The organism is Enterobacter sp. MGH85 (assembly GCF_001037655.1).
In the GTDB taxonomy this organism is placed as follows: domain Bacteria; phylum Pseudomonadota; class Gammaproteobacteria; order Enterobacterales; family Enterobacteriaceae; genus Enterobacter; species Enterobacter intestinihominis.
The window spans coordinates 452331-474523 of sequence record NZ_KQ089925.1 but is presented as its reverse complement, the minus strand read 5'-3'; the positions used below and the strand labels follow the sequence as shown (position 1 = coordinate 474523).

Sequence of the window (22193 nt, the reverse complement as noted above, 5' to 3'; positions counted from 1 at the left end):
TCTTGCCCGGTGGCGCTCGCTCACCGGGCCTGCGGATTTTGCCGCTTCGGTAAAAACACCCACAGCCCCGCCAGCATGACGATGGCGTACACACTCTTCCATCCCACCATCGCCAGCAGCAGCAGGCACAGGACACACCCGATAGCCGCCAGCGCCTTAAAGCGTCCTTTCAGTAGCCGACAGCCCGCCAGCATGCACAACAGATAGATCATGATGAAAATACCGTTGGCGTAGATAATCAGCGCGTCAAGGTTGATGTCGAGGAGATAAATGGCCAGGGAACTCACCACGCAGCAGCCAAGTACGGTATTCAGCGCATTCACCGGAAGCTGACGCTTTGACAGGCGTGAGAGGGGGCTATCCGGTTTATAAAGTGCCTGAGACCACACCAGCCGGGCGAAGCTCTGAATATAGATGTTGAGGCTGGCAAAGCAGGCGAGATAGCCAATCACGCAGGCTACCCACAGGGCTTTAACGCCAAACAGCTGCACCACGATGCCCGGCAGCGACGCGGCGGCGGCTTTCTCTTCACCGAACGCGTTGAAGTGCAGCACCAGTACGGTACAGGCCCAGTACACGGTGCCCGCCAGCAGCAGGCCAATCATCAGGGCGCGGGGAAAATCACGCTCGGGCTGTTTAAACTCGGATGCCAGATGAGCGAACGCCTCCAGACCGACGAAACACCAGAACATGACGGATAGTGCAGCGAAAAGCTGTGTGTGGTCGATGTCATTAATCGCGGGGAAAGGAATATCCGCCACCGTAATGTCACCCGCAAACCAGATGGCGATGATCAGCGCGACGATTAACACGGCGACCAGCGTTTGCAGGTTGGCGCTGGAACTGGCCCCGCGTGAGCCAACCCACCAGATAATCGCTAGCGTACCGAGTTCAGCCAGCAGCAGCTGTTCATCGTGCCAGCCAAACAGCGCCTGTCCGAAGCCGGTTGCGATATGCAGGGCTGCCGGAAGGCCAACGGGTATCACCGACAAAAATAGCCAGCCGGTGACGCGTTCCATTCGCGGCCCAAACGCCATGCCGACAAAATGCGCTACGCCGCCTGCGCTCGGGAAGTGCCGCCCGAGTATGGCAAAGACAATCGCCACAGGAAACACCAGCACGATCAGCACCGGCCATGCCCAAAGACTGTTATTGCCGGCAACCAACGCCGCCAGCGCGGGAACCGCAAAAACGCCCGTGCCTAACAAAGACGTTGAGAGTAAGCCAATGCCCTGCGCCAGCCCCAACTCCTGCCTGAGTCCACTCATTTACCTCGTCCCGCCACCATCAAAAGAGAGTGGATGGTAACACTTTCGCAAATTTTTTTTCGATTACCCCTTGAAGGGGTAAAAAGCTATCCCCATCTCTCAGGGCACTAGCCGGAAAACCGCATGCGGACCGGCGTCATCCATAACTGATAATGACTTTCTCAAAGGAGAGCTATCAATGAGTATTCGTCCGTTACATGATCGTGTGATCGTCAAACGTAAAGAAGTTGAAACCAAGTCTGCTGGTGGCATCGTTCTGACCGGTTCAGCAGCAGCAAAATCAACGCGTGGCGAAATCATCGCTGTCGGTAAGGGCCGCATCCTGGAAAACGGAACTGTGCAGCCACTGGACGTTAAAGTTGGTGACATCGTCATTTTCAACGATGGCTACGGCGTGAAATCCGAGAAGATCGACAATGAAGAAGTGTTGATCATGTCCGAGAGCGACATTCTGGCAATTGTTGAAGCGTAATTAACGCACGAAACTGTACGAATTTGAGGAAATAAGAACATGGCAGCTAAAGACGTAAAATTCGGTAACGACGCTCGTGTAAAAATGCTCCGCGGCGTAAACGTACTGGCAGACGCAGTGAAAGTCACTCTGGGCCCGAAAGGCCGTAACGTCGTGCTGGACAAATCCTTCGGCGCGCCAACCATCACCAAAGATGGTGTTTCTGTTGCACGTGAAATCGAGCTGGAAGACAAGTTCGAAAACATGGGCGCACAGATGGTGAAAGAAGTTGCCTCTAAAGCGAACGACGCTGCTGGTGACGGTACCACCACCGCGACCGTACTGGCGCAGGCGATCATCACCGAAGGCCTGAAAGCCGTTGCTGCGGGCATGAACCCAATGGATCTGAAACGTGGTATCGACAAAGCTGTCGCCTCTGCTGTTGAAGAGCTGAAAGCGCTGTCCGTACCGTGCTCTGACTCTAAAGCCATTGCTCAGGTTGGTACTATCTCCGCTAACTCCGACGAAACCGTAGGTAAACTGATCGCTGAAGCGATGGATAAAGTCGGTAAAGAAGGCGTGATCACCGTTGAAGACGGTACTGGTCTGGAAGACGAACTGGATGTGGTTGAAGGTATGCAGTTCGACCGCGGTTACCTGTCCCCATACTTCATCAACAAGCCAGAAACTGGCGCTGTTGAGCTGGAAAGCCCGTTCATCCTGCTGGCTGACAAGAAAATCTCCAACATCCGCGAAATGTTGCCAGTGCTGGAAGCCGTTGCGAAAGCAGGCAAGCCGCTGGTAATCATTGCTGAAGACGTTGAAGGCGAAGCGCTGGCGACTCTGGTGGTTAACACCATGCGTGGCATCGTGAAAGTGGCAGCGGTTAAAGCACCTGGCTTCGGCGATCGTCGTAAGGCGATGCTGCAGGATATCGCTACCCTGACCGGCGGTACCGTGATCTCTGAAGAGATTGGTATGGAGCTGGAAAAAGCGACCCTGGAAGACCTGGGCCAGGCGAAACGCGTTGTGATCAACAAAGACACTACCACCATCATCGACGGTGTGGGTGAAGAAGCCGCTATTCAGGGCCGTGTTGGTCAGATCCGTAAGCAGATCGAAGAAGCAACTTCCGATTACGACCGTGAAAAACTGCAGGAGCGCGTAGCGAAACTGGCAGGCGGCGTTGCGGTAATCAAAGTTGGTGCTGCGACCGAAGTTGAAATGAAAGAGAAGAAAGCACGCGTTGACGATGCCCTGCATGCGACACGTGCTGCGGTAGAAGAAGGCGTAGTTGCTGGTGGTGGTGTCGCGCTGGTGCGTGTAGCCGCTAAACTGGCTGGCCTGACCGCTCAGAACGAAGACCAGAACGTAGGTATCAAAGTTGCGCTTCGCGCAATGGAAGCCCCTCTGCGTCAGATCGTGTCCAACGCCGGTGAAGAGCCATCAGTAGTTGCGAACAACGTGAAAGCGGGCGAAGGTAACTACGGTTACAACGCAGCAACTGAAGAATACGGCAACATGATCGACTTCGGTATCCTGGACCCAACTAAAGTTACCCGTTCTGCTCTGCAGTACGCGGCATCTGTAGCTGGCCTGATGATCACGACCGAATGCATGGTAACCGACATGCCTAAAGGCGACGCGCCTGACTTAGGTGCTGCTGGTGGTATGGGCGGCATGGGTGGCATGGGCGGCATGATGTAATCATGTTGTTCTGAACCTCTCAGAATGAACCCCGGGCAGCGATGCCCGGGGTTTTTTATTGCCCGTCGAGCCGTTACTCAAACAAGATGTGCATGGCGGAAGAGATGCGGTTCCAGCACTGAAAAATCCATTTTTATCTCCTCAGAAGAGTAGCTGCATCACCCACATCGAGAGCAGGGCGTTGATGACGCAGACAGCGATGATGTGCGGGTAATATTTCGGGTTCACGCCTGCGGTGCCGAGGCAGCGGCCCGTGTTTTGCACCGGATTGCCCATCAGGTAGATGGCGGGCAGCAGGATGGTGGCATCATGGCCGCTGAGCGTGCCGGCGACGACCAGGCTGGCGCAAACCCCCACGCCGCCGCCCATACTCATCACCGAGGCCAGAAGTACCGTTGCCGCCGCACCCGGAAGCCCCCACAGGGTCATGATGGGCTCGCATACCCTGCCGACAATATCCAGCAGGCCGGTCACCTTAAGCGCCTGAATGATGACAAACGCCATGACCACGTTCGGCAGCAGGCTGGTGGTGGCGATGGTAAAGCCGCGGCGGGCGCCATCGATAAACAAGTCCATGATATTTTTACGCGTCTGGGCGATCATTTTTCCTCCTGAACGCGACGAACTTCCATGTGGGCGATCCACAGCCGCAGGAAGTTGGCGCCAACAAATTTAAATACCAGAATGACCGCCAGCGGCGCGATCACCGGGACGGTAATAAAGGTAAAAAGTGCGGCACCGGAAGAAAAATAGTTGGTAATAATGGCGCTACCGCTGGTCTGGAAGGTGGCGAAAATGGCGCGTTCATGGTCAGTAATCGCCCCTTCGTCGGTCAACTCTTTGGTCATCCCTGCGGCTGCATCGGTATTTTGCAGGTTGGCGATAAGCGCCAGAGAGCAGATGCCCGGCACGCCGAGCAGCGGGCGCAGAATGGGCGTCATGAGCTGTTGTGCGGCGCGCAGCCCGCCCAGCCCCTCGGTAACGGCAATGATCCCGAGCGATAAAATGACTGAGGGCGCCAGTTCAAGGGCAAACAAAAAACCGTCTTTCGCTCCTGTGCCACCCTCGCCGCGAAACGTTAGGGCGCCGTTCACCGGTCCAAAGCTGCCGTTCAGAACGGTAAAATCCAGCACGCGCCACCATTCAGTACTTTTGGCGAAAAAACCTGAGAAAAATAAGATGGTGAGCACGAACGCCAGATAGCCCACCCAGGTTACTTTTTCCTCTCCTGAGGATGATGCACTCATGAAACCCCCTTTTTTTTAGTCCCGTACAAAAGTTGTACGTCGCATCACTAAAAACGATCGGGGGCTAAAACACGATATCCCAAAGGTTATTATCAGAATTCATTTAAGATGTCGGAGGAGTGCCAGCGGAATCTGGCTCGCAGAAATGCTCAGCATTTTTCTTTTGGTCATCTTTTTAGTATAAGGTTTACACGCGGACAACTACTGTCCAGCTTATTGAAAACGAGGAATAACATGCGCATAAAAGTCTGTGCAGGGATTGTAGGTGCAGCATTGCTGCTGGCGGGTTGTAGCACCAGCAATGAGCTGACGGCAGCGGGCCAGAGCGTTCGCTTTGTGGAAGATAAGCCGGGCAGCGAATGCCAGCTGTTAGGCACCGCCTCTGGCGAGCAAAGCAACTGGATGTCAGGGCAGCACGGCGAGGAGGGCGGCTCTATGCGCGGTGCGGCCAATGCCCTGCGTAATCAGGCTGCGGCAATGGGCGGCAACGTGATTTACGGGGTGAGCAGCCCGACGCAGGGTATGCTGTCCAGCTTTGTGCCAACCGCCAGCCAGATGAACGGCCAGGTCTATAAGTGCCCGAACTGATATAACATTTTGATGGCGCTGCCGCTTTACCTGTAGGCAGGTAAGCGTAGCGCCACCTGCTTTTTTTACTGCTGCCGCAGCTGCAAATCCAGCGGCGTCTTACTCGGCTCTCCGCCAATCTCACGTGCCAGCTTCGGCACCATATAACCTGAAACCAGCGTTAACAGCTCGCGCATAATCTTCCGTGCCTCTTCATCCGTCACCATGAAGTGCGAGGCGCCCTGGACGCGATCCAGAACATGCAGGTAATAGGGCATTACGCCCGCATCAAATAAGGCATTGCTGAGATCGGCCAACACGTGGGCGCTGTCGTTCACGCCGCGCAGTAATACGCTCTGGTTGAGCAGCGTCACGCCTGCCATTCGCATACGCGTCATCGCCGCACGAAAGTCCGCGTCAATTTCATTTGCATGGTTGATATGGTTTACCAGCAGCACCTGTAAACGGGACTGCTCCAGGCGCGTGACCATGGCGTCGGTGATACGCGCCGGGATGACGATCGGTAAACGGCTGTGAATGCGCAGACGCTTAATGTGCGGGATGGTCTCAAGTTGAGTCAGCAGCCAGTCCAGCTCATGATCTTTTGCCATCAGCGGGTCGCCGCCGGAAAAGATGATTTCATCCAGTTCCGGATGCGCTGCGATGTAGTCCAGCGCCACCTGCCAGTTGCGCTTATTACCCTGATTTTCGGCGTACGGGAAGTGGCGACGGAAGCAATAGCGGCAATTTACCGCGCACCCGCCCTTAACCAGCAGCAGGGCACGATTGCGGTATTTATGCAGTAAACCCGGTACAACACTGTTCTGCTCTTCCAGCGGATCGGTGCTGTATCCGGGGGCGGTAATAAACTCATCCTGAGAGGTCAGCGTTTGTTTTAATAATGGATCATCAGGGTTACCCTTTTCCATTCGGGCAACAAACGCGCGGGGAACGCGCAGGGCGAAAAGGCGCTTCGCCTCACGGCCTGCACGCAACGCTTCGTGCTGTTCGAGGTCTAAAAGACGCAGCAATTCATCAGGACTGGTGATTACATCGGCAAGTTGCGATAACCAATCTTCTCTGGACGGGGTGTTTAGGGTTACAATATGCGCCATTTTGTGGCTTAGCTACCAGTTAACAAATTTAGAGGGCCTTATGGCAACGTACTATAGCAACGATTTTCGTGCTGGTCTTAAAATCATGATGGACGGCGAACCGTACGCGGTTGAAGCCAGCGAATTCGTTAAACCAGGTAAAGGCCAGGCATTTGCGCGCGTTAAGCTGCGCCGCCTGCTGACCGGTACCCGTGTTGAGAAAACCTTCAAATCTACTGACTCCGCTGAAGGCGCTGATGTTGTCGATATGAACCTGACTTACCTGTACAACGACGGTGAGTTCTGGCACTTCATGAACAACGAAACCTTCGAGCAGCTGTCTGCGGACGCGAAAGCGATTGGCGACAACGCCAAGTGGCTGCTGGATCAGGCTGAGTGCATCGTGACCCTGTGGAACGGTCAGCCTATCGCGGTTACGCCGCCGAACTTCGTTGAGCTGGAAATCGTTGAAACCGATCCAGGTCTGAAAGGTGATACCGCAGGTACTGGCGGCAAGCCTGCCACCCTGTCTACCGGCGCTGTGGTTAAAGTGCCACTGTTCGTACAGATCGGTGAAGTGATCAAAGTGGATACCCGCTCCGGCGAATACGTATCCCGCGTGAAGTAATTTATGTCATGATTAAAGGCGCAGCGCCCGCTGCGCCTGATTTTGCAGGCAGGGAAGATGAAACGTACCGTTAAAATTCTGCTTCTGTTAGCGCTCTCCAGCGCAATTCTCTCCGGCTGCAACACCGCGCGTGGCGTGGGTGAAGATATCCAGGATCTCGGCCATATCATTTCCCATGCGGCCAGCTAATTCCGTCTAATTTTCCTAAAAATTCTTCCTTTTCCGTCAAACGGCAAGATTTTGTCTATTCTTAAGTTGCTATACACAAAATAACTTTGGCTATAAAAGGAAGATATTATGGTTAAGAAAACAATTGCAGCGATCTTTTCTGTTCTGGTGCTTTCTTCGGTACTGACTGCATGTAACACCACCCGTGGCGTAGGGGAAGATATCTCCGACGGTGGTAGCGCGATTTCTGGCGCAGCAACTAAAGCTCAGAACTAATGTAAGCGACGGTACGGCAAGTTATTACACCGTACCGTCAATTCTCCACTTCCTGTAGCGATAAAAACGGCGAGTAGCGCGTATCCATATGCAGCTTCATGCGGATATTGCGTTTGTACGTATATACCGTTTTTCCGTTAATGCGAAGATTGCTGGCAATTTTCTGGTTGCTCGCACCATCCATCCACAAGGTCAGAACTCTTTCTTCCTGACGCGTCAGCAACGGTGCCGCCATTTTCGGTAGCTCCGCGCTCGCGCATGACGTTAGCGCATCGTTTATCACCGCCGCCAGTGCTTCCAGATCGGTATTTTTGGAGAGCGAAGACCATATCGGGAACTGCGCCAGATAATCAGTCATCTCCTGCTCCTGCCCTGATTGAAGCATAATAAAAGGCAGTGTTTCGCTGGCAATTAGCAGGGAGGAAAGCTGCTGAAAATGGTGTAAATCCTGCCGGAAGCCAGATAAATCAGCGATGACCAGCGCAGGTTTCCATTGCAGGATATGCTCTCTGGCGAGGAAAAGATTATTTACCCCGGTTACGACGAAATGACCCGAAAACAGGTCTGAATGATTGACCCAGGCTTCAAATCCCGCGCGGGTGAAGTGACAACGGTCAATCAAAAGAATTTTGAACATAAAATTTTCGCAGTCGGCTAGTGGTTTGGCTTCCTGCCATCAGAAAGCCTATCATCATAGAGAAGTCGGATGAGTCATAAATGCCTGAACTACGTGCCTTACTGAGGCTATTTCTTGCTTTAAGGTGTTCAGCAGAAAAAGTTTGAAAAAAAAATTCCACGCTAACCAAAATATAAGGCGCAACTTCTGCCTTGCGGGACGACCCGTAAGCGCTTCACTCATCGGGGACGGCCCCAACTTGTCTTTAAGTTAAGGAGCCTGAAATGTCCTGGATCGTTCTTGTTATTGCTGGTTTGCTCGAAGTGGTATGGGCAATTGGTCTGAAATACACCCACGGTTTTACCCGCCTGACGCCCAGCGTCATCACTATCGCCGCAATGATTGTCAGTATCGTCATGCTTTCATGGGCGATGCGAACCTTACCGGTCGGCACAGCTTACGCTGTCTGGACGGGAATTGGCGCGGTAGGGGCTGCCATTACCGGCATTCTGCTGCTGGGGGAGTCTGCGAGTCTGGCGCGCATCGCCAGCCTCGCGTTGATTGTCGCGGGTATCATCGGGTTAAAACTCAGTACGCACTAATGCGGCTGTTTTACCCAGATTAACTTCGTCACATCAAACCCTTGCCGGGTCGCTATGTGCAGCATCTGCTGTTTCATTTCCGCCGAGATCGTTGGCGTGCGTGAGAGGAGCCACAGATAGTTGCGATCCGGCCCACAGACCAGCGCGTGGCGGTACTCTCTGTCCAGCGCAATGACGTTATACCCGCCGTAGTATGGGCCGATGAAAGAGGCTTTCATGGCCGCGCGGTTAGATGCGCCGGTGAAATAGGCCTGACCAACTGACTGCTGCCACATCTGGCGATCCGGGTTATAGCCGCGGTTAATGACCCGGATCCCGCCGTCATCCATCGCGCTGTAGCTGACCGTGACTTTTTCTAAGCCCCGTTCGAACTGATGGTCCAGTCGGGCGATTTCATACCAGGTGCCGAGGAAGCGCTGTGCGTCGAAATTACTGACTACCGTGACGCCAGGCGGAGGAGTAGGGGAACTGCAAGCAACCACTAAAAACGCGGCTGTTACTGCGGCAATAACAGGCAGAATGCGCATAGGAGTTTCCTTACTGTTTTTTGTTAAGTGTAGATGACAGCAGGGAAAATGCGGGAGATTGTGCAGGGTGTTTTGCCGGGTGGCGGCTTCGCCTTACCCGGCCTACAAAGTTCATGCGTTGTGTAGGCCGGGTAAGCGCAGCGCCACCCGCAATGTTTTACTGTAGCGCGTCGAGGATATGGTATGCCGCCTCAACGCGTGCCGGGTTCGGATAGCTTTTATTCGCGAGCATCACAATACCGATCTGCTTTTCAGGAATAAAGGCCACGTAACTGCCAAACCCGCCAGTAGAGCCCATTTTATGGACCCAGGACGCTTCGACCGGGGGAGCCGGTGGATTCACTTCTGCCACGGGAAGCGGTGCCAGCGCCACCTTACTGTCGCTGCCCTCGATCACCGTGTTGGCCTCCACGGGCCAGTTGAGCATCTCCCAGCCCAGACCCTGATACATTGACCCGATACGCCAGTAGCGCGACTGCGCCAGCGCGATGCCCTGCTTAAGTGAGGCATCAGCAACGTTCTCCGGCGCCATGTTTGCCATGACCCAGTTCGCCATATCCTGCACGTTGGTTTTCACGCCATAGGCTTGTGCATCCAGCATTCCCGGCGAAACGCGCACCGCTTTACCGTCACGATAGCCCCAGGCGTAATGCGCCTCTTCCGCTTTCGGAACGTTAATCCAGGTATGGTCCAGCTTGAGCGGCTTAAGGACCCGCGTCGTCATGGCCTGCTCATAGCCCATGCCGGAAGGTTTGACCGCCAGCGCGCCAAAAAGACCGATACTGGCGTTGGCGTAAAGACGCGTTGTGCCAGGCTTCCACTGCGGCTGCCAGTTTTGATAAAAGCGCAGCAGGGCGGCATTATCCGTGACCTCATCCGGTACCTGTAGCGGCAGGCCGCCAGCGGTGTAGGTTGCGAGATCCAGCATACGAATCCCCTGCCACTGCTTGCCCGTCAGCTGTGGCCAGTATCTGGTCACCGGATCGTCCAGCGAAATTTCACCGCGAGCAATGGCATCCCCTCCTAAAACCCCGGTGAAGGTTTTACTTATAGAGCCCAGCTCGAACAGAGTCTGAGGCGTAACGGGTTTGCTGGCCGCGGTATCGGCTTTGCCAAACGTGTAATAGTGCGGTTTACCCTGTTAAATAACGGCCACCGCCATGCCTGGAATCGACTGGGCTTTCATCAGCGGGGTAACCGTATTCGCGACCACCTCCGCCAGCTGTTTTTCTGACACTGGCGCGGCGAGAGCAGAGCAAGAGATGCCGAGCAGCAGGGCGCAGCAAAGAGATTTTTTCATCATCAGTAATCTTCCGTAATAGCGAGTCAAGGGGATGTCCGGGCCCGTCAGACAGGCGTAGTCTGTTGGATTTGACTGTGCCTGACAAACGGTTAAATTTAGCATTAGCTGTTAATTTTTCTAACGGAAGAGACCATGACGCGAAGCTATCTCCCCCTCAATTCGCTTCGAGCCTTTGAAGCCGCCGCGAGACATCTCAGCTTTACGCATGCGGCCATTGAGCTGAACGTGACCCATTCAGCCATTAGCCAGCATGTGAAAACGCTGGAGCAGCACCTGAACTGTCAGCTGTTCGTTCGCGTGTCGCGCGGGCTGATGTTGACTACCGAGGGAGAAAACTTACTGCCGGTACTGAATGATTCGTTCGATCGTATAGCCGGAATGCTGGATCGCTTCGCTAACCATCGTGCGCAGGAGAAGCTGAAAATCGGCGTGGTGGGTACGTTTGCCATCGGGGTTTTATTCTCACAGCTGGACGATTTTCGCCGTGGCTATCCGCACATCGATCTTCAGCTTTCCACCCATAACAACCGCGTTGATCCGGCTGCCGAAGGGCTTGACTATACGATCCGCTACGGTGGCGGGGCGTGGCATGGCACCGAGGCTGAATTTCTTTGTCATGCGCCGCTCGCGCCGCTGTGTACGCCCGATATCGCCACCAGTCTGCACTGTCCGGCCGACATCCTCAGGTTTACGCTGCTGCGCTCCTACCGACGCGACGAGTGGACCGCGTGGATGCAGGCGGCCGGCGAGCACCCCCCTTCGCCAACGCACCGTGTGATGGTATTTGATTCGTCCGTGACCATGCTGGAGGCCGCTCAGGCAGGGGTAGGTATTGCCATTGCACCTGTCGATATGTTTACCCATCTGTTAGCCAGCGAGCGCATTGTGCAGCCCTTTGCAACGCAGATTGAGCTCGGCAGTTACTGGCTTACCCGATTGCAATCCCGGACAGAAACGCCTGCCATGCGCGAATTTTCCCGGTGGCTGGTGGAGAAGATGAAAAAGTAAAAAGCCCGCCGGATGGCGGGCCTGTTCAGTCAGATGGTAACCACGGCAATCAACGTGACGACCGTCAGAATGGTTGCCAGGCCGTAGAAGACCCATTTACCGCTTGGCACATGGATTTTCAGATCGTGCATCGCATGGTGGATACGGTGCAGACCACACCACAGCGGCAGGACGATCATCAGGAAGATGAACACCCGGCCAATAAAGCTGCTCGCAAAGGCCAGTACGCGCTCATAGCTCAGCGCATCGCCCGGAAACAGCCCCAGCGGCAGCATAATACCGACCAGCAGGATAATGACCGGGGCAATAATGGCGCTCCACATGCCGCCTGCGCCAAACAGCCCCCAGAAGACCGGCTCATCTGAACGTTTTGGATTTGGATTGATCACAGTAGTCTCCTTACCAGAACAGTGCGACAAACAGAATGACCACAGAGACAACTGCCGTCACTGCCCAGAGCCCTTTAATAACCGGCTCTGGCCCCATTTTTTCGCCTTTTACAATGATGTTCGCTGCTTTTGGCGCCAGTTCAAACCAGGTTTTGGTATGCAGTAGCGCGGCTGCGAGCACAATCAGATTCAGAACTACGATGATTGGGTTTTGCAGGAAACCCACAAAACTGGCCCAGGCTTCCGGGCCGTGCTTGAGGGCATACACCCCGTACATCAATTCGAGGCTGAACCAGACCGCGGGAACAGCCGTGCCTTCACGCAGCATATAGAAGCGATAAAACGGCAGTTTTTTCCACCAGGTGGACGGCATTGGTCGCACGTAGGCTTTGCGTTTAGTCGTCATCATGCACTCCTTAGCGTGGTTTCAGGGTAGCGATAAGAAAGTCTTTCGAACTTTCCACTTTTCCCTGCTGAATAGCGGCGGCCGGGTCGACATGCTTCGGACAGACTTCGGAGCAGTAACCGACAAACGTGCAGGTCCAGACCCCGTTCTGGCCGTTAAGCTGTGCCATACGTTCTTTTTTGCCGTGGTCGCGGCTGTCCTCGTTATAGCGGTGCGCCAGGGTAATGGCGGCCGGGCCGATAAACTCAGGGTTCAGGCCAAACTGTGGACAGGCGGCGTAGCACAGGCCGCAGTTGATGCAGCCGGAAAACTGATGGTATTTCGCCATCTGCGCGGGCGTTTGGGTGTTTGGCCCCTGATCCGGCGTGCGCGGGTTGCCGATGATGTACGGCTTAATCGCTTCGAGGCTTTCGATAAAGTGGGTCATGTCGACCACCAGATCGCGCTCAATCGGGAAGTTGCCCAGCGCTTCAACCTTGATGCCCTTAGTGTAATCACGCAGGAAAGTTTTACACGCCAGCTTCGGCACTTTGTTGACCATCATGCCGCAGGAGCCGCAGATTGCCATGCGGCAGGACCAGCGGTAGCTCAGGTCCGGGGCCAGGTTATCTTTGATATAGCCGAGCGCATCCAGCAGGGAGGTTTGCTCGTCGTAAGGGACTTCATAGAAAGCGCTGTGCGGCGCGGCGTCCACTTCCGGGTTGTAGCGCACCACTTCAACTTTCAGTTTTTGCATCTCAGCCATTCGCCTTCTCCTTCTTATCGGCGGCTTCTGCTTCTGCACCGTACACGCGTTTCGCCGGTGGCAGCGTAGTGATTTTCACGTCGCTGTAGTCCAGACGGGTGGTACCATCCGCATCGCGCCAGGCGAGAGTATGTTTAAGGAAATTGACGTCGTCACGTTCGGTGCAGCCCTCATCCAGGCGCTGGTGTGCGCCGCGGGACTCTTTACGCGCCAGGGCGGAATGGGCCATACACTCTGCGACGTTCAGGCCGTGGCCCAGTTCAATGGTATAGAGCAGGTCGGTATTGAAGACGCTGGAGGTGTCGGTGATGCGCACGCGCTTGAAGCGTTCCTGGAGTTCTGCCAGCTTGTCGACGGTTTTCTGCATCAGCTCTGGCGTACGGTAGATCCCGCAGCCTTCTTCCATCGACAGCCCCATTTCGTCGCGGATCTTCGACCAGTTTTCGTTACCTTCCTGGTTCACCAGGCCTTTCAGGCGTTTTTCGATGTCTGCAACCTGCGCATCCAGCGCCGCGCTGTTAGCTTCACCTGCCGTTGCGGCACGCTCCATCGCGCGTTCGCCCGCCATGCGACCAAAGACCACCAGCTCAGCCAGCGAGTTCGAGCCCAGACGGTTTGCGCCGTGCAGACCGACGGAGGAACACTCACCCACCGCAAACAGCCCTTTGATGCGGGTTTCGCACTGCTGGTCGGTTTCGATACCGCCCATGGTGTAGTGCGCGGTTGGACGCACCGGGATCGGCTCTTTCACCGGGTCGACGCCCACATAGGCTTTCGCCAGCTCGCAGATAAACGGCAGACGCTCCAGCAGTTTCTTCTCGCCGAGATGACGCAGGTCGAGATGTACCACGTCGCCGCGCGGCGTTGAGATGGTGTTGCCTTTGCGCCACTCATGCCAGAAAGCCTGAGAGACTTTGTCGCGTGGGCCGAGTTCCATGTATTTGTTTTTCGGCTCGCCAAGCGGGGTTTCCGGACCCATGCCGTAATCCTGCAAATAGCGATAGCCGTTTTTGTTGACCAGAATACCGCCTTCGCCGCGGCAGCCTTCCGTCATCAGAATACCGGAGCCCGGCAGGCCGGTTGGGTGATACTGGACGAACTCCATATCACGCAGCGGGACGCCGTGGCTGAGCGCCATGCCCATACCGTCACCGGTGACGATGCCGCCGTTGGTGTTGTAGCGGTATACGCGGCCCGCACCGCCCGTTGCCATCACCACCGCCTTAGCGCGGATCTGGACGAGCGTGCCTTCCATCATGTTCATTGCTACCAGTCCGTGCGCATGACCGTCGTCGACCAGAATGTCGAGAACGAAATGTTCGTCAAAGCGCTGGATTTGTGGGAACTGGAGGGAGGTCTGGAACAGGGTGTGCAGCATGTGGAAGCCGGTCTTATCGGCGGCAAACCAGGTGCGTTCGATCTTCATGCCACCGAAGCGGCGGACGTTGACGCTCCCGTCCGGACGGCGGCTCCAAGGACATCCCCACTGTTCCAGCTGGGTCATTTCCGTTGGGCAGTGGTGCACGAAGTAATCAACGACATCCTGTTCGCAAAGCCAGTCGCCCCCTGCAACCGTGTCGTGGAAATGGTATTCGAAGCTGTCATGATCCTGCGCGACGGCGGCGGATCCTCCCTCTGCGGCTACCGTGTGGCTGCGCATCGGATAGACTTTTGAAATCAATGCGATTTTGGCGTTCGGATTGGCTTGTGCCGCAGCAATTGCAGCGCGTAATCCAGCCCCGCCAGCGCCTATTACGGCAAGATCGGCTTGAAAAGTTTGCACGACATTCCTCCAGATTTTGGTTTTCCCGCAACGTGATGAGCTAAAGGACGTTCACCTGCCCGAACGGACGATTGCGGAAGCGATTCTACTGCTCCTTTATGGGTAAAACAGTATAACCGCGTAGAAGTGAGGGAAATTTGACGTGTTCGATTTTTTTGCTGTTCTGTGCGGTGATTTATCATCGTGATTAATGAATGGCGTCACAGTATTTCTCTGTGCAATGAAAAGGAGCTTTTACTGTGCAAAATTTGTCTCTGCCCCGGCTTGCGAGTAGACTTCGTGCCCTTGTCTGAAAACGGAGAAATAACTCATGAGCGAAACGGCCACCTGGCAGCCGAGCGCATCCATTCCAAACCTGCTAAAGCGCGCAGCAATTATGGCGGAGATCCGCCGCTTCTTTGCGGATCGCGGCGTCCTGGAGGTGGAAACGCCGTGCATGAGTCAGGCGACGGTCACGGATATTCATCTGGTCCCGTTTGAAACCCGTTTTGTTGGCCCAGGCCACTCTCAGGGCATGAATCTGTATCTGATGACCAGCCCGGAATACCATATGAAGCGTCTGCTGGCGGCCGGGTGTGGTCCGGTCTATCAGCTGTGCCGTAGCTTCCGTAATGAAGAGATGGGCCGACACCATAATCCGGAATTCACTATGCTGGAGTGGTACCGCCCGCACTACGACATGTATCGTCTGATGAACGAAGTCGACGATCTGCTCCAACAGGTGCTGGATTGCGCGGAAGCTGAAACGCTCTCCTATCAGCAGGCCTTCCAGCGTCATCTGGAAATTGATCCGCTGTCGGCTGATAAAACACAGCTGCGTGAAGTGGCGGCAAAACTGGATCTGAGCAACGTGGCGGATAACGAAGAGGATCGCGACACGCTGCTGCAACTGCTGTTCACCTTTGGTGTTGAACCGCAGATTGGCAAAGATCGTCCGACGTTTGTCTATCACTTCCCGGCCAGCCAGGCTTCACTGGCGCAGATCAGCACCGAAGATCACCGCGTGGCGGAGCGCTTTGAGGTGTACTTTAAAGGCATCGAGCTGGCGAACGGTTTCCATGAGCTGACCGACGCGCGCGAACAGCAACAGCGTTTCGAGCAGGATAACCGCAAGCGCAACGCGCGCGGTCTGCCGCAGCAGCCGATTGACACCAACCTGCTGGAAGCGCTTAAAGCCGGTCTGCCGGACTGCTCCGGCGTGGCGCTGGGTGTGGATCGCCTGGTCATGCTGGCGCTGGGCGCAGAACAACTGGGCGATGTGATTGCCTTTACGGTCGATCGCGCATAAAGGATTGCCGGGTGGCGCTGTCGCTTACCCGGCCTACTTGGTCATTTAACTCTGCCACATTAAAAACTACTATCTTCTCTATGCACGGGTCTTTTTCTTAATTTGACTCGGATAGCCACAATATTTGTCTGGTCCTCTGCTACCATCCGCGCAATTTAATTCCGTTTCGGATGGTTATATGTCTCACTCACTCAAAAAAATGACCCTTACCGGGCTCATCCTGATGATTTTTACGTCAGTTTTTGGCTTTGCCAATAGCCCGTCCGCGTTTTATCTGATGGGCTACAGCGCGACGCCGTTTTATATCGTTTCCGCGCTGTTCTTCTTTATTCCGTTTGCGCTAATGATGGCGGAGATGGGGTCGGCGTACAGGAAAGAAGAAGGCGGCATCTATTCGTGGATGAACAACAGCGTCGGTCCGCGTTATGCGTTTATCGGTACGTTCATGTGGTTTTCATCCTATGTCGTCTGGATGGTCAGCACGGCGGCCAAGGTCTGGGTGCCGTTCTCAACGTTTCTCTTCGGTGCGGATAAAACGCAGGTCTGGTCTCTGGCGGGGCTGAGTTCCACACAGGTGGTCGGTATTCTGGCGGTGTGCTGGATGGTGGTTGTCACGCGGGTGGCCTCGAAAGGCATCAACAAAATTGCCCGTATCACTGCCGTTGGCGGAATTTCCGTGATGTGCCTGAACCTGGTGCTGCTGCTGGTCAGTATCGCTATTCTGTGCCTGAACGGCGGGCATTTCGCACAGGAAGTCAACTTCGTTTCATCGCCTAATCCGGGTTACCAGTCCGGGCTGGCCATGCTCTCCTTCGTGGTGTTTGCCATCTTTGCTTACGGTGGAATTGAAGCCGTGGGCGGGCTGGTCGATAAAACCGAAAACCCGGAAAAGAACTTCGCCAAAGGCATTATCTTTGCCGCCATCGTCATTTCCATTGGCTACTCGCTGGCGATTTTCCTCTGGGGCGTCAGCACCAACTGGCAGCAGGTACTGAGCAATAACACCACCAACCTCGGCAACATTACCTACGTGTTGATGAAAAGCCTGGGGGTGACGCTGGGCAACGCCATGGATCTCGCGCCGGAAACGTCGGCCACCCTGGGGATCTGGTTTGCGCGGATTACCGGTTTGTCGATGTTCCTCGCCTATACTGGCGCGTTCTTCACGCTGATCTACTCGCCGCTGAAAGCGATTATTCAGGGGACGCCAAAGGCGCTGTGGCCCGCACGTATGACGCAGCTGAATGCTGCCGGTATGCCTGCCAACGCGATGTGGATGCAGTGCCTGCTGGTGTGCGTGTTCATTCTGCTGGTGTCCTTTGGCGGCGATACCGCGTCGGCGTTCTATAACAAGCTGACCCTGATGGCAAACGTATCGATGACGCTTCCGTACCTATTCCTGGCGCTGGCGTTCCCGTTCTTTAAGGCGAAGCGGGATCTGGAGCGACCGTTTGTGATCTTCAAAACCCGCGTGGCGACGCTGCTGGCGACCACTGTTGTGGTGCTGGTCGTCGCGTTCGCCAACATCTTTACCGTCATTCAGCCCGTGGTTGAGGCAAATGACTGGAGCAGCACGCTGTGGATGGTTGGCGGACCGATCTTCTTCTCGCTGCTGGCAATGGGGATTTATGAGAACTACCGCCGCCGCATGATGACCTGCGTGGCAGAAGTGGCATAGCGGATGAAAAAACCCCTCCCGGAAGGGAGGGGGAAATGGATTATAAACTTCCCGCCGGGCGCGAACGCGCCGCAGACGTCAACGTTCTTCCCGTCTTACGTCCGTCCAGCGTTTCCAGACGCATCTGGAAAGGTGGGAACGGCATATCAATTCCGTGCTCGCGGAAGCCAGCCAGGATCAGCTGGTGGATCTCATGGCGCAGCGGCATACGGTGTCCCATCTCGGCGGCGTAGATACGCAGCTCGAAAATCTGGATCCCCTGCTGCAAATCAACCAGGAAGACTTCCGGCGGCGGGTTGTCGATTACCAGCGAACAGCGTTCAGCAGCCGTATACAGGATCTGCGTCACCTCTTCGCTGTTGGCATCCGACGGAGCGGGTACGGTCAGCACCACACGCGTGACGGAGTCAGACAGCGACCAGTTGATAAACTGCTCGGTGATAAACGCTTTGTTCGGGACGATGATCTCTTTACGGTCCCAGTCGCTGATGGTGGTGGCGCGGGTGTTGATCCTGGTGACGCTGCCGGTCAGATCGCGGATGGTCACCGTATCGCCAATTCGAATCGGCTTTTCAAACAGAATGATCAGACCCGAGACGAAGTTGGCAAAGATCTCCTGTAAACCAAAGCCCAGGCCTACGGTCAGGGCGGCAACCAGCCATTGCAGTTTTGACCATTCGATACCAATCATCGAGAAGCCAACCAGCCCACCAAACAGCATGATTAAATACTTGGTAATGGTGGTGATCGCATAGCCTGTGCCGGGGGTTAAATCCAGATGCTGCAACAGCGCCAGCTCCAGCAGGGCAGGGAAGTTACGGATCAGCTGCGTGGTGATAATGAGTACCAGAATCGCAATCAGCACGGCCCCTAAGGTGATTGGCTCCAGGCTTTCGACCCCCTGCACCGTCGACGTCACATCCCACAAAGAGATGTTCTCCAGGAAGCCAAACGCAGAGTGGATTTCCGACCACAGGAAGATCACCGACAGCAGGGCAACCAGCATCAGAATTGAGCGTACCAGCCGCAGGGACTGGGTACTGATCGCATCGAGATCCAGTTCGACGTCATCGGCGTCTGAAGTCCCTTCGGTGCTGTTGACGTGGTTCGGCTCTTCCTCACCCCGCGCGCGCTGAGCCAGTATTTCTGCGCGACGATGTTTGGCACGGTCAAACGCCAGACGACGACGCTGGATCAGCATGCCGCGGCGAATAACATGGTAGACCACCAGCAGCAGGAACCAGATAGCTACTGACGTTTCCAGTCGTGCGAGCAGCGCCTGCGATGTGGCGAGATAACCGACAGCCGCCGCCAGCATTGCCGCCAGCGGCGCGCTAAGCAGCAGGTTCCACAGCAGACGGTTAAACATGTTATCGCCACTGCCGGACTTGTCGAGATAGAGCGGGATCCCGGCGCGCTTCAGGCTGAGCGTCACTACCGCTAATGCCCCGCAGATCAGCATAAAGCACAGCCGTCCCAGCGAGCCGGAGAACTCCCGGTCATTGAGATTATCGAACATGATCAACGCCATAATTAGCGGCACAATCAGCCCGATGCTCATCAGGTAATAGCGCATCGCCCGCGCCACGCGATTACGCGGCCAGCCAAAGTGAGCGATGAACAGACCATTTGGCCGCGCAAACGTGGCGCAAATCATCACCACCCACAGCAGCGGAACGGTGGCGGTCACGCCATCGCCAATTGCGACGGCAAGCGGATAGGGCCAGGCTTCACGCAGGCCGTATCCGAGCGTCATCCACAGCACCGGCAGCGGAGACGCGACCAGAATTGACCAGAACACTGTACGCAGCGTCAGCCAGAAGTGATCCTGTGTCACTTTCCCCACCCGGGCGCTGGAGCGCTCAAGGAAACGGGTGAAGTGGCGACGGGAATAAATACTGAAACCCACCAGAATCAGTGCCCCCAGCAGCGGGAAGATGGTCTCCTTACTGGTGAGCATCATCACGCTGGCGAGACCCAGCTGGCTGAAGGTGTCCAGCGAAATGAGGCGGCGCAGATCCTGCACGATCTCGATCGGCCAGGCGAAGGTCATCGGCCGCACGTCGGATGTCCAGAACAGGTAACGGTGCGTGGCTTCGTTGACCTCTTTCAGCGCGTCCTCCAGCTGGCTGTTTGAGACTTTCAGCTTGGTGAGTTCGAGGATCAGCGTATCGCCCCCCTGCAACAGGGAATTGAGCAGTTCGCGTTGGGTGCGCAGCTGCGCTTCCAGAATACGGCTTTGCTCGCCGGTGAGCGGCTGTCCGTCAGCCTGACGGATCTGGCGGATTTGCGGCTGCTTATTAAGAAGGTCTTCATAATTAAGACGCTGAACGCGCAGCTGCGCCATCTCCGTATCAAGCTGCTGCGGTTTTGGCATCTCTGGCAGACGAGCCACCTGTGCGCGTAACGCTTCGCCCAACAGGTTAGATGAGCCAAGCCACTGGGACTGTTCACGCAGCGTGTTGAGAGCCTGACGAACCTGGAGGGTTTGATTAGTGGCCTGACGCTGCTGCGAGGCCACCAAATCCATGCGCTGCGCCTGCTGATTCAGCGCGGCAGAAAGCTCGCGGTTAACCTTAAACTGGGCGACGATGCTGTCGGGCAGGTTAGCGCTGTTTTCGGCCAACAACTCGGTGCTTTCCAGCGCACGTTCAGCTTCACGCTGACGCTGGCTGTTGAGTTGATTTCTCAGCGCCTGGAGATACGCATCCAGCTGTTCGCTCTGCTTCTGCGCCAGTTCCGAACGCATCCGTGACAGCTCCTGGCGGTTATTAGCAGAAAGCTGTGCCAACTCCAGTTCATCAACCAGCGCTTTTAGTCTGGCGGATTCCGCCTGTAGCCCAAGATTTTGGGCCTGATTCTGCGGGGTGTTGCCGGTCTGCGTCCCAATGCGGCGTTCCACCTCATTTAACTGACGGCGGGCATCGGTTTGCTGCTGTGGAAGCTGACTGAGAGAGTCGGCAATTTCACGCGCCCGTTCCTGCTCCTGCTGTGCCAGACGGCTTTTTTCCAGCAGCTGGCTGCTGACTTGCAGGATCTCCTGATTCAGCGCCTCGGACGTCATCCCTGCGGGTACCTGGCGTGGTTCATCACGCAGGCTGTTTAACTGCGAGCGCAGGGTTTGAGAGAGTTTGGGGAAGTTGTCGATAACCTGCTGATATTGCTGGGCGCGCTCAAGAGAACCCTTTCGTTCCTCAAGTGCGTTCAGTGCAGACTGGAGCGACTCAACGGCCTCCGGCTGAGCGGGTTTCGCCGCTTTTGCCTGCTCCAGCTCCTGGGTAATCTGTTTGGCGTCGGGGGCCGTCGCTGCGTACGCCCCCATGCTGAGGCACCAGGCCATCAGTAATACGATAATCGGGCGCACGTCAGCGATCCTTCTGTTGTTAACCTTCGTCTTTTTTGTCGTCAACCAGCGGGCTGGCATCGTGCTCGGCTTTGATCTCTTCTTCCGGCAACGGGGCTGGCGCAACGTCTGGCGTTGCAAAGACCTCCGTCGATACTGCCAGAGGCTGGCCGAGTTTGGTCACGGACAGGCTTTCCAGCTCGTCGACAAGGTTAACTTTGCCCGGTGCGAACAGGTTGATTACCGTTGAGCCCAGCTTGAAGCGGCCCATCTCCTGACCTTTCAGCAGGGCCACAGAACCTTCTTCTTCCCCGGCAGGCCAGGTCCAGCGCTTGATCACGCCTTCGCGTGGCGGCGTAATGGTGCCCGCCCAGACGGTTTCGATGCTGCCCACAATGGTAGCACCTACCAGAATCTGCGCCATTGGGCCAAATTCAGTATCAAACAGGCAGATGACGCGCTCGTTACGGGCAAACAGGTTAGGGACGTTTTGCGCCGTCAGGTGGTTTACAGAGAACAGATCCCCCGGCACGTAGATCATCTCGCGCAGGATGCCGTTACACGGCATATGAACGCGGTGGTAGTCGCGTGGGGAGAGATAGGTGGTCGCGAAAGTCCCGTTGCGGAACAGATCCGCCATTATGTAGTTACCGGCCAGCAGCGCTTCCAGGCTGTAGTTATGGCCTTTCGCCTGCAAAATTTTGTCGTCTTCAATTTTACCCAGCTGGCTGATCACGCCGTCAGCAGGCATCACCAGCACGTTCGGGTCGGTATTCAGCGGGCGCACTTCGTCGCGCAGCGGACGCACAAAAAATTCGTTGAAGGTGCGGTAGCTTGCCGTATCCGGTTTCTGCGCTTCTTTCATGTCGACCTTGTAGTATTTCACGAACAGGTCGATGACCAGTTTGGTCAGCCAGCCCGCTCGTTTGCTCGCGCCCCAGCCCGCCAGGCGAGTGAGCCACAGTTTAGGCAGAATGTATTGAAGCGAAAGTTTAAATGAGTTTAACAAGGTAGCCTCCAGGCCATTGTTTTGTCGTTCCTGATCCGGCAGTACGCTGCCGGAACCTGAAAAAAGGGGACGATTTTAGCGACGCTTAGC

At 55.6% G+C, this 22193-nt stretch carries 22 protein-coding genes and 1 pseudogene; 10 read left to right on the top strand and 13 right to left on the bottom strand.

What is annotated here, in order from left to right; translation table 11 throughout:
* Positions 1 to 20: 20 nt before the first annotated feature.
* Positions 21 to 1268 (bottom strand): L-methionine/branched-chain amino acid transporter, encoded by a 1248-nt coding sequence (gene yjeH / locus SK51_RS02185; RefSeq protein ID WP_022646799.1) that lies wholly within the window; start codon positions 1266 to 1268, stop codon positions 21 to 23.
* 178 nt (positions 1269 to 1446) lie between these two features.
* Here yjeH and SK51_RS02180 point away from each other — a divergent pair, with 178 nt between their 5' ends.
* On the top strand, positions 1447 to 1740 hold the full coding sequence (locus SK51_RS02180) for a co-chaperone GroES (RefSeq protein ID WP_003855929.1): 294 nt from the start codon (positions 1447 to 1449) through the stop codon (positions 1738 to 1740).
* 39 nt (positions 1741 to 1779) lie between these two features.
* Positions 1780 to 3426, top strand: a complete 1647-nt coding sequence (groL, locus tag SK51_RS02175; RefSeq protein ID WP_006810416.1) for a chaperonin GroEL — start codon at positions 1780 to 1782, stop codon at positions 3424 to 3426.
* 141 nt (positions 3427 to 3567) lie between these two features.
* On the opposite strand, the gene SK51_RS02170 is transcribed toward groL, so the two are convergent.
* Positions 3568 to 4029: a YjiG family protein gene (locus tag SK51_RS02170; protein ID WP_023305287.1), complete on the bottom strand. Its 462-nt coding sequence runs from the start codon at positions 4027 to 4029 to the stop codon at positions 3568 to 3570.
* The gene (locus SK51_RS02165) at positions 4026 to 4673 is read right to left on the bottom strand and encodes a nucleoside recognition domain-containing protein (RefSeq protein ID WP_023305288.1); all 648 of its coding nucleotides are present in this window, start codon (positions 4671 to 4673) and stop codon (positions 4026 to 4028) included. Before SK51_RS02165 ends, SK51_RS02170 begins: the two co-directional genes overlap by 4 nt.
* A 234-nt stretch (positions 4674 to 4907) precedes the next feature.
* Between SK51_RS02165 and SK51_RS02160 the strand changes: the two genes are divergently transcribed.
* Complete coding sequence (locus SK51_RS02160) at positions 4908 to 5261, top strand: DUF4156 domain-containing protein (RefSeq protein WP_022646802.1); 354 nt, start codon at positions 4908 to 4910, stop codon at positions 5259 to 5261.
* A gap of 65 nt (positions 5262 to 5326) precedes the next feature.
* Here the strand turns inward: SK51_RS02160 and epmB are convergent, their stop codons facing one another.
* On the bottom strand, positions 5327 to 6355 hold the full coding sequence (epmB, locus tag SK51_RS02155) for an EF-P beta-lysylation protein EpmB (RefSeq protein ID WP_023305289.1): 1029 nt from the start codon (positions 6353 to 6355) through the stop codon (positions 5327 to 5329).
* Between the two features lie 40 nt (positions 6356 to 6395).
* On the opposite strand from epmB, the gene efp reads away from it, so the two are divergent.
* From efp to ecnB, 3 genes are all read left to right on the top strand, one after another.
* On the top strand, positions 6396 to 6962 hold the full coding sequence (gene efp, locus SK51_RS02150) for an elongation factor P (protein ID WP_003855940.1): 567 nt from the start codon (positions 6396 to 6398) through the stop codon (positions 6960 to 6962).
* Between the two features lie 57 nt (positions 6963 to 7019).
* Positions 7020 to 7151 (top strand): entericidin A/B family lipoprotein, encoded by a 132-nt coding sequence (locus tag SK51_RS02145; protein ID WP_006810410.1) that lies wholly within the window; start codon positions 7020 to 7022, stop codon positions 7149 to 7151.
* A 108-nt stretch (positions 7152 to 7259) separates the two neighbouring features.
* Positions 7260 to 7406 (top strand): lipoprotein toxin entericidin B, encoded by a 147-nt coding sequence (ecnB, locus tag SK51_RS02140; RefSeq protein WP_006178941.1) that lies wholly within the window; start codon positions 7260 to 7262, stop codon positions 7404 to 7406.
* A gap of 37 nt (positions 7407 to 7443) precedes the next feature.
* Here ecnB and SK51_RS02135 read toward each other — a convergent pair whose 3' ends face one another.
* Positions 7444 to 8043 carry a helix-turn-helix transcriptional regulator gene (locus SK51_RS02135; RefSeq protein WP_023299123.1) on the bottom strand — a complete coding sequence of 200 codons (600 nt, stop codon included), beginning with the start codon at positions 8041 to 8043 and terminating at the stop codon, positions 7444 to 7446.
* Between the two features lie 263 nt (positions 8044 to 8306).
* On the opposite strand from SK51_RS02135, the gene sugE reads away from it, so the two are divergent.
* On the top strand, positions 8307 to 8624 hold the full coding sequence (gene sugE / locus SK51_RS02130) for a quaternary ammonium compound efflux SMR transporter SugE (RefSeq protein ID WP_015572453.1): 318 nt from the start codon (positions 8307 to 8309) through the stop codon (positions 8622 to 8624).
* On the opposite strand, the gene SK51_RS02125 is transcribed toward sugE, so the two are convergent.
* Together SK51_RS02125 and blaACT are read right to left on the bottom strand one after the other, a co-directional pair.
* The gene (locus tag SK51_RS02125; RefSeq protein WP_023305290.1) at positions 8621 to 9151 is read right to left on the bottom strand and encodes a lipocalin family protein; all 531 of its coding nucleotides are present in this window, start codon (positions 9149 to 9151) and stop codon (positions 8621 to 8623) included. The genes sugE and SK51_RS02125 overlap by 4 nt on opposite strands.
* 157 nt (positions 9152 to 9308) lie before the next feature.
* Positions 9309 to 10454, bottom strand: a pseudogene (blaACT, locus tag SK51_RS02120) (ACT family cephalosporin-hydrolyzing class C beta-lactamase).
* A gap of 132 nt (positions 10455 to 10586) precedes the next feature.
* On the opposite strand from blaACT, the gene ampR reads away from it, so the two are divergent.
* Complete coding sequence (ampR, locus tag SK51_RS02115; RefSeq protein ID WP_023305292.1) at positions 10587 to 11462, top strand: LysR family transcriptional regulator AmpR; 876 nt, start codon at positions 10587 to 10589, stop codon at positions 11460 to 11462.
* Positions 11463 to 11491: 29 nt separating this feature from the next.
* Here ampR and frdD read toward each other — a convergent pair whose 3' ends face one another.
* Genes frdD through frdA form a run of 4 tightly spaced genes read right to left on the bottom strand, consistent with a single transcriptional unit; the run spans position 11492 to position 14785 of the window.
* Entirely contained in the window at positions 11492 to 11851 is a 360-nt protein-coding gene (gene frdD / locus SK51_RS02110) for a fumarate reductase subunit FrdD (RefSeq protein ID WP_000609653.1), read from the bottom strand.
* Between the two features lie 10 nt (positions 11852 to 11861).
* Positions 11862 to 12257, bottom strand: a complete 396-nt coding sequence (gene frdC, locus SK51_RS02105; RefSeq protein WP_003855953.1) for a fumarate reductase subunit FrdC — start codon at positions 12255 to 12257, stop codon at positions 11862 to 11864.
* 10 nt (positions 12258 to 12267) lie between these two features.
* Positions 12268 to 13002, bottom strand: a complete 735-nt coding sequence (locus tag SK51_RS02100; RefSeq protein WP_022646809.1) for a succinate dehydrogenase/fumarate reductase iron-sulfur subunit — start codon at positions 13000 to 13002, stop codon at positions 12268 to 12270.
* Positions 12995 to 14785 carry a fumarate reductase (quinol) flavoprotein subunit gene (gene frdA / locus SK51_RS02095; RefSeq protein ID WP_023305293.1) on the bottom strand — a complete coding sequence of 597 codons (1791 nt, stop codon included), beginning with the start codon at positions 14783 to 14785 and terminating at the stop codon, positions 12995 to 12997. The genes SK51_RS02100 and frdA overlap by 8 nt, the downstream gene beginning before the upstream one ends.
* A 310-nt stretch (positions 14786 to 15095) precedes the next feature.
* On the opposite strand from frdA, the gene epmA reads away from it, so the two are divergent.
* Both epmA and yjeM read left to right on the top strand, forming a co-directional pair.
* Positions 15096 to 16073 (top strand): elongation factor P--(R)-beta-lysine ligase, encoded by a 978-nt coding sequence (gene epmA, locus SK51_RS02090; protein ID WP_003855960.1) that lies wholly within the window; start codon positions 15096 to 15098, stop codon positions 16071 to 16073.
* A gap of 178 nt (positions 16074 to 16251) precedes the next feature.
* Positions 16252 to 17751 (top strand): glutamate/gamma-aminobutyrate family transporter YjeM, encoded by a 1500-nt coding sequence (gene yjeM, locus SK51_RS02085; RefSeq protein WP_032625184.1) that lies wholly within the window; start codon positions 16252 to 16254, stop codon positions 17749 to 17751.
* 40 nt (positions 17752 to 17791) lie between these two features.
* Here the strand turns inward: yjeM and mscM are convergent, their stop codons facing one another.
* Together mscM and asd are read right to left on the bottom strand one after the other, a co-directional pair.
* Positions 17792 to 21115, bottom strand: coding sequence for a miniconductance mechanosensitive channel MscM (gene mscM / locus SK51_RS02080; RefSeq protein WP_048206577.1), 3324 nt, complete (start codon positions 21113 to 21115; stop codon positions 17792 to 17794).
* Positions 21116 to 21134: 19 nt separating this feature from the next.
* The gene (gene asd / locus SK51_RS02075) at positions 21135 to 22103 is read right to left on the bottom strand and encodes an archaetidylserine decarboxylase (protein ID WP_022646813.1); all 969 of its coding nucleotides are present in this window, start codon (positions 22101 to 22103) and stop codon (positions 21135 to 21137) included.
* Between the last annotated feature and the right edge of the window lie 90 nt (positions 22104 to 22193).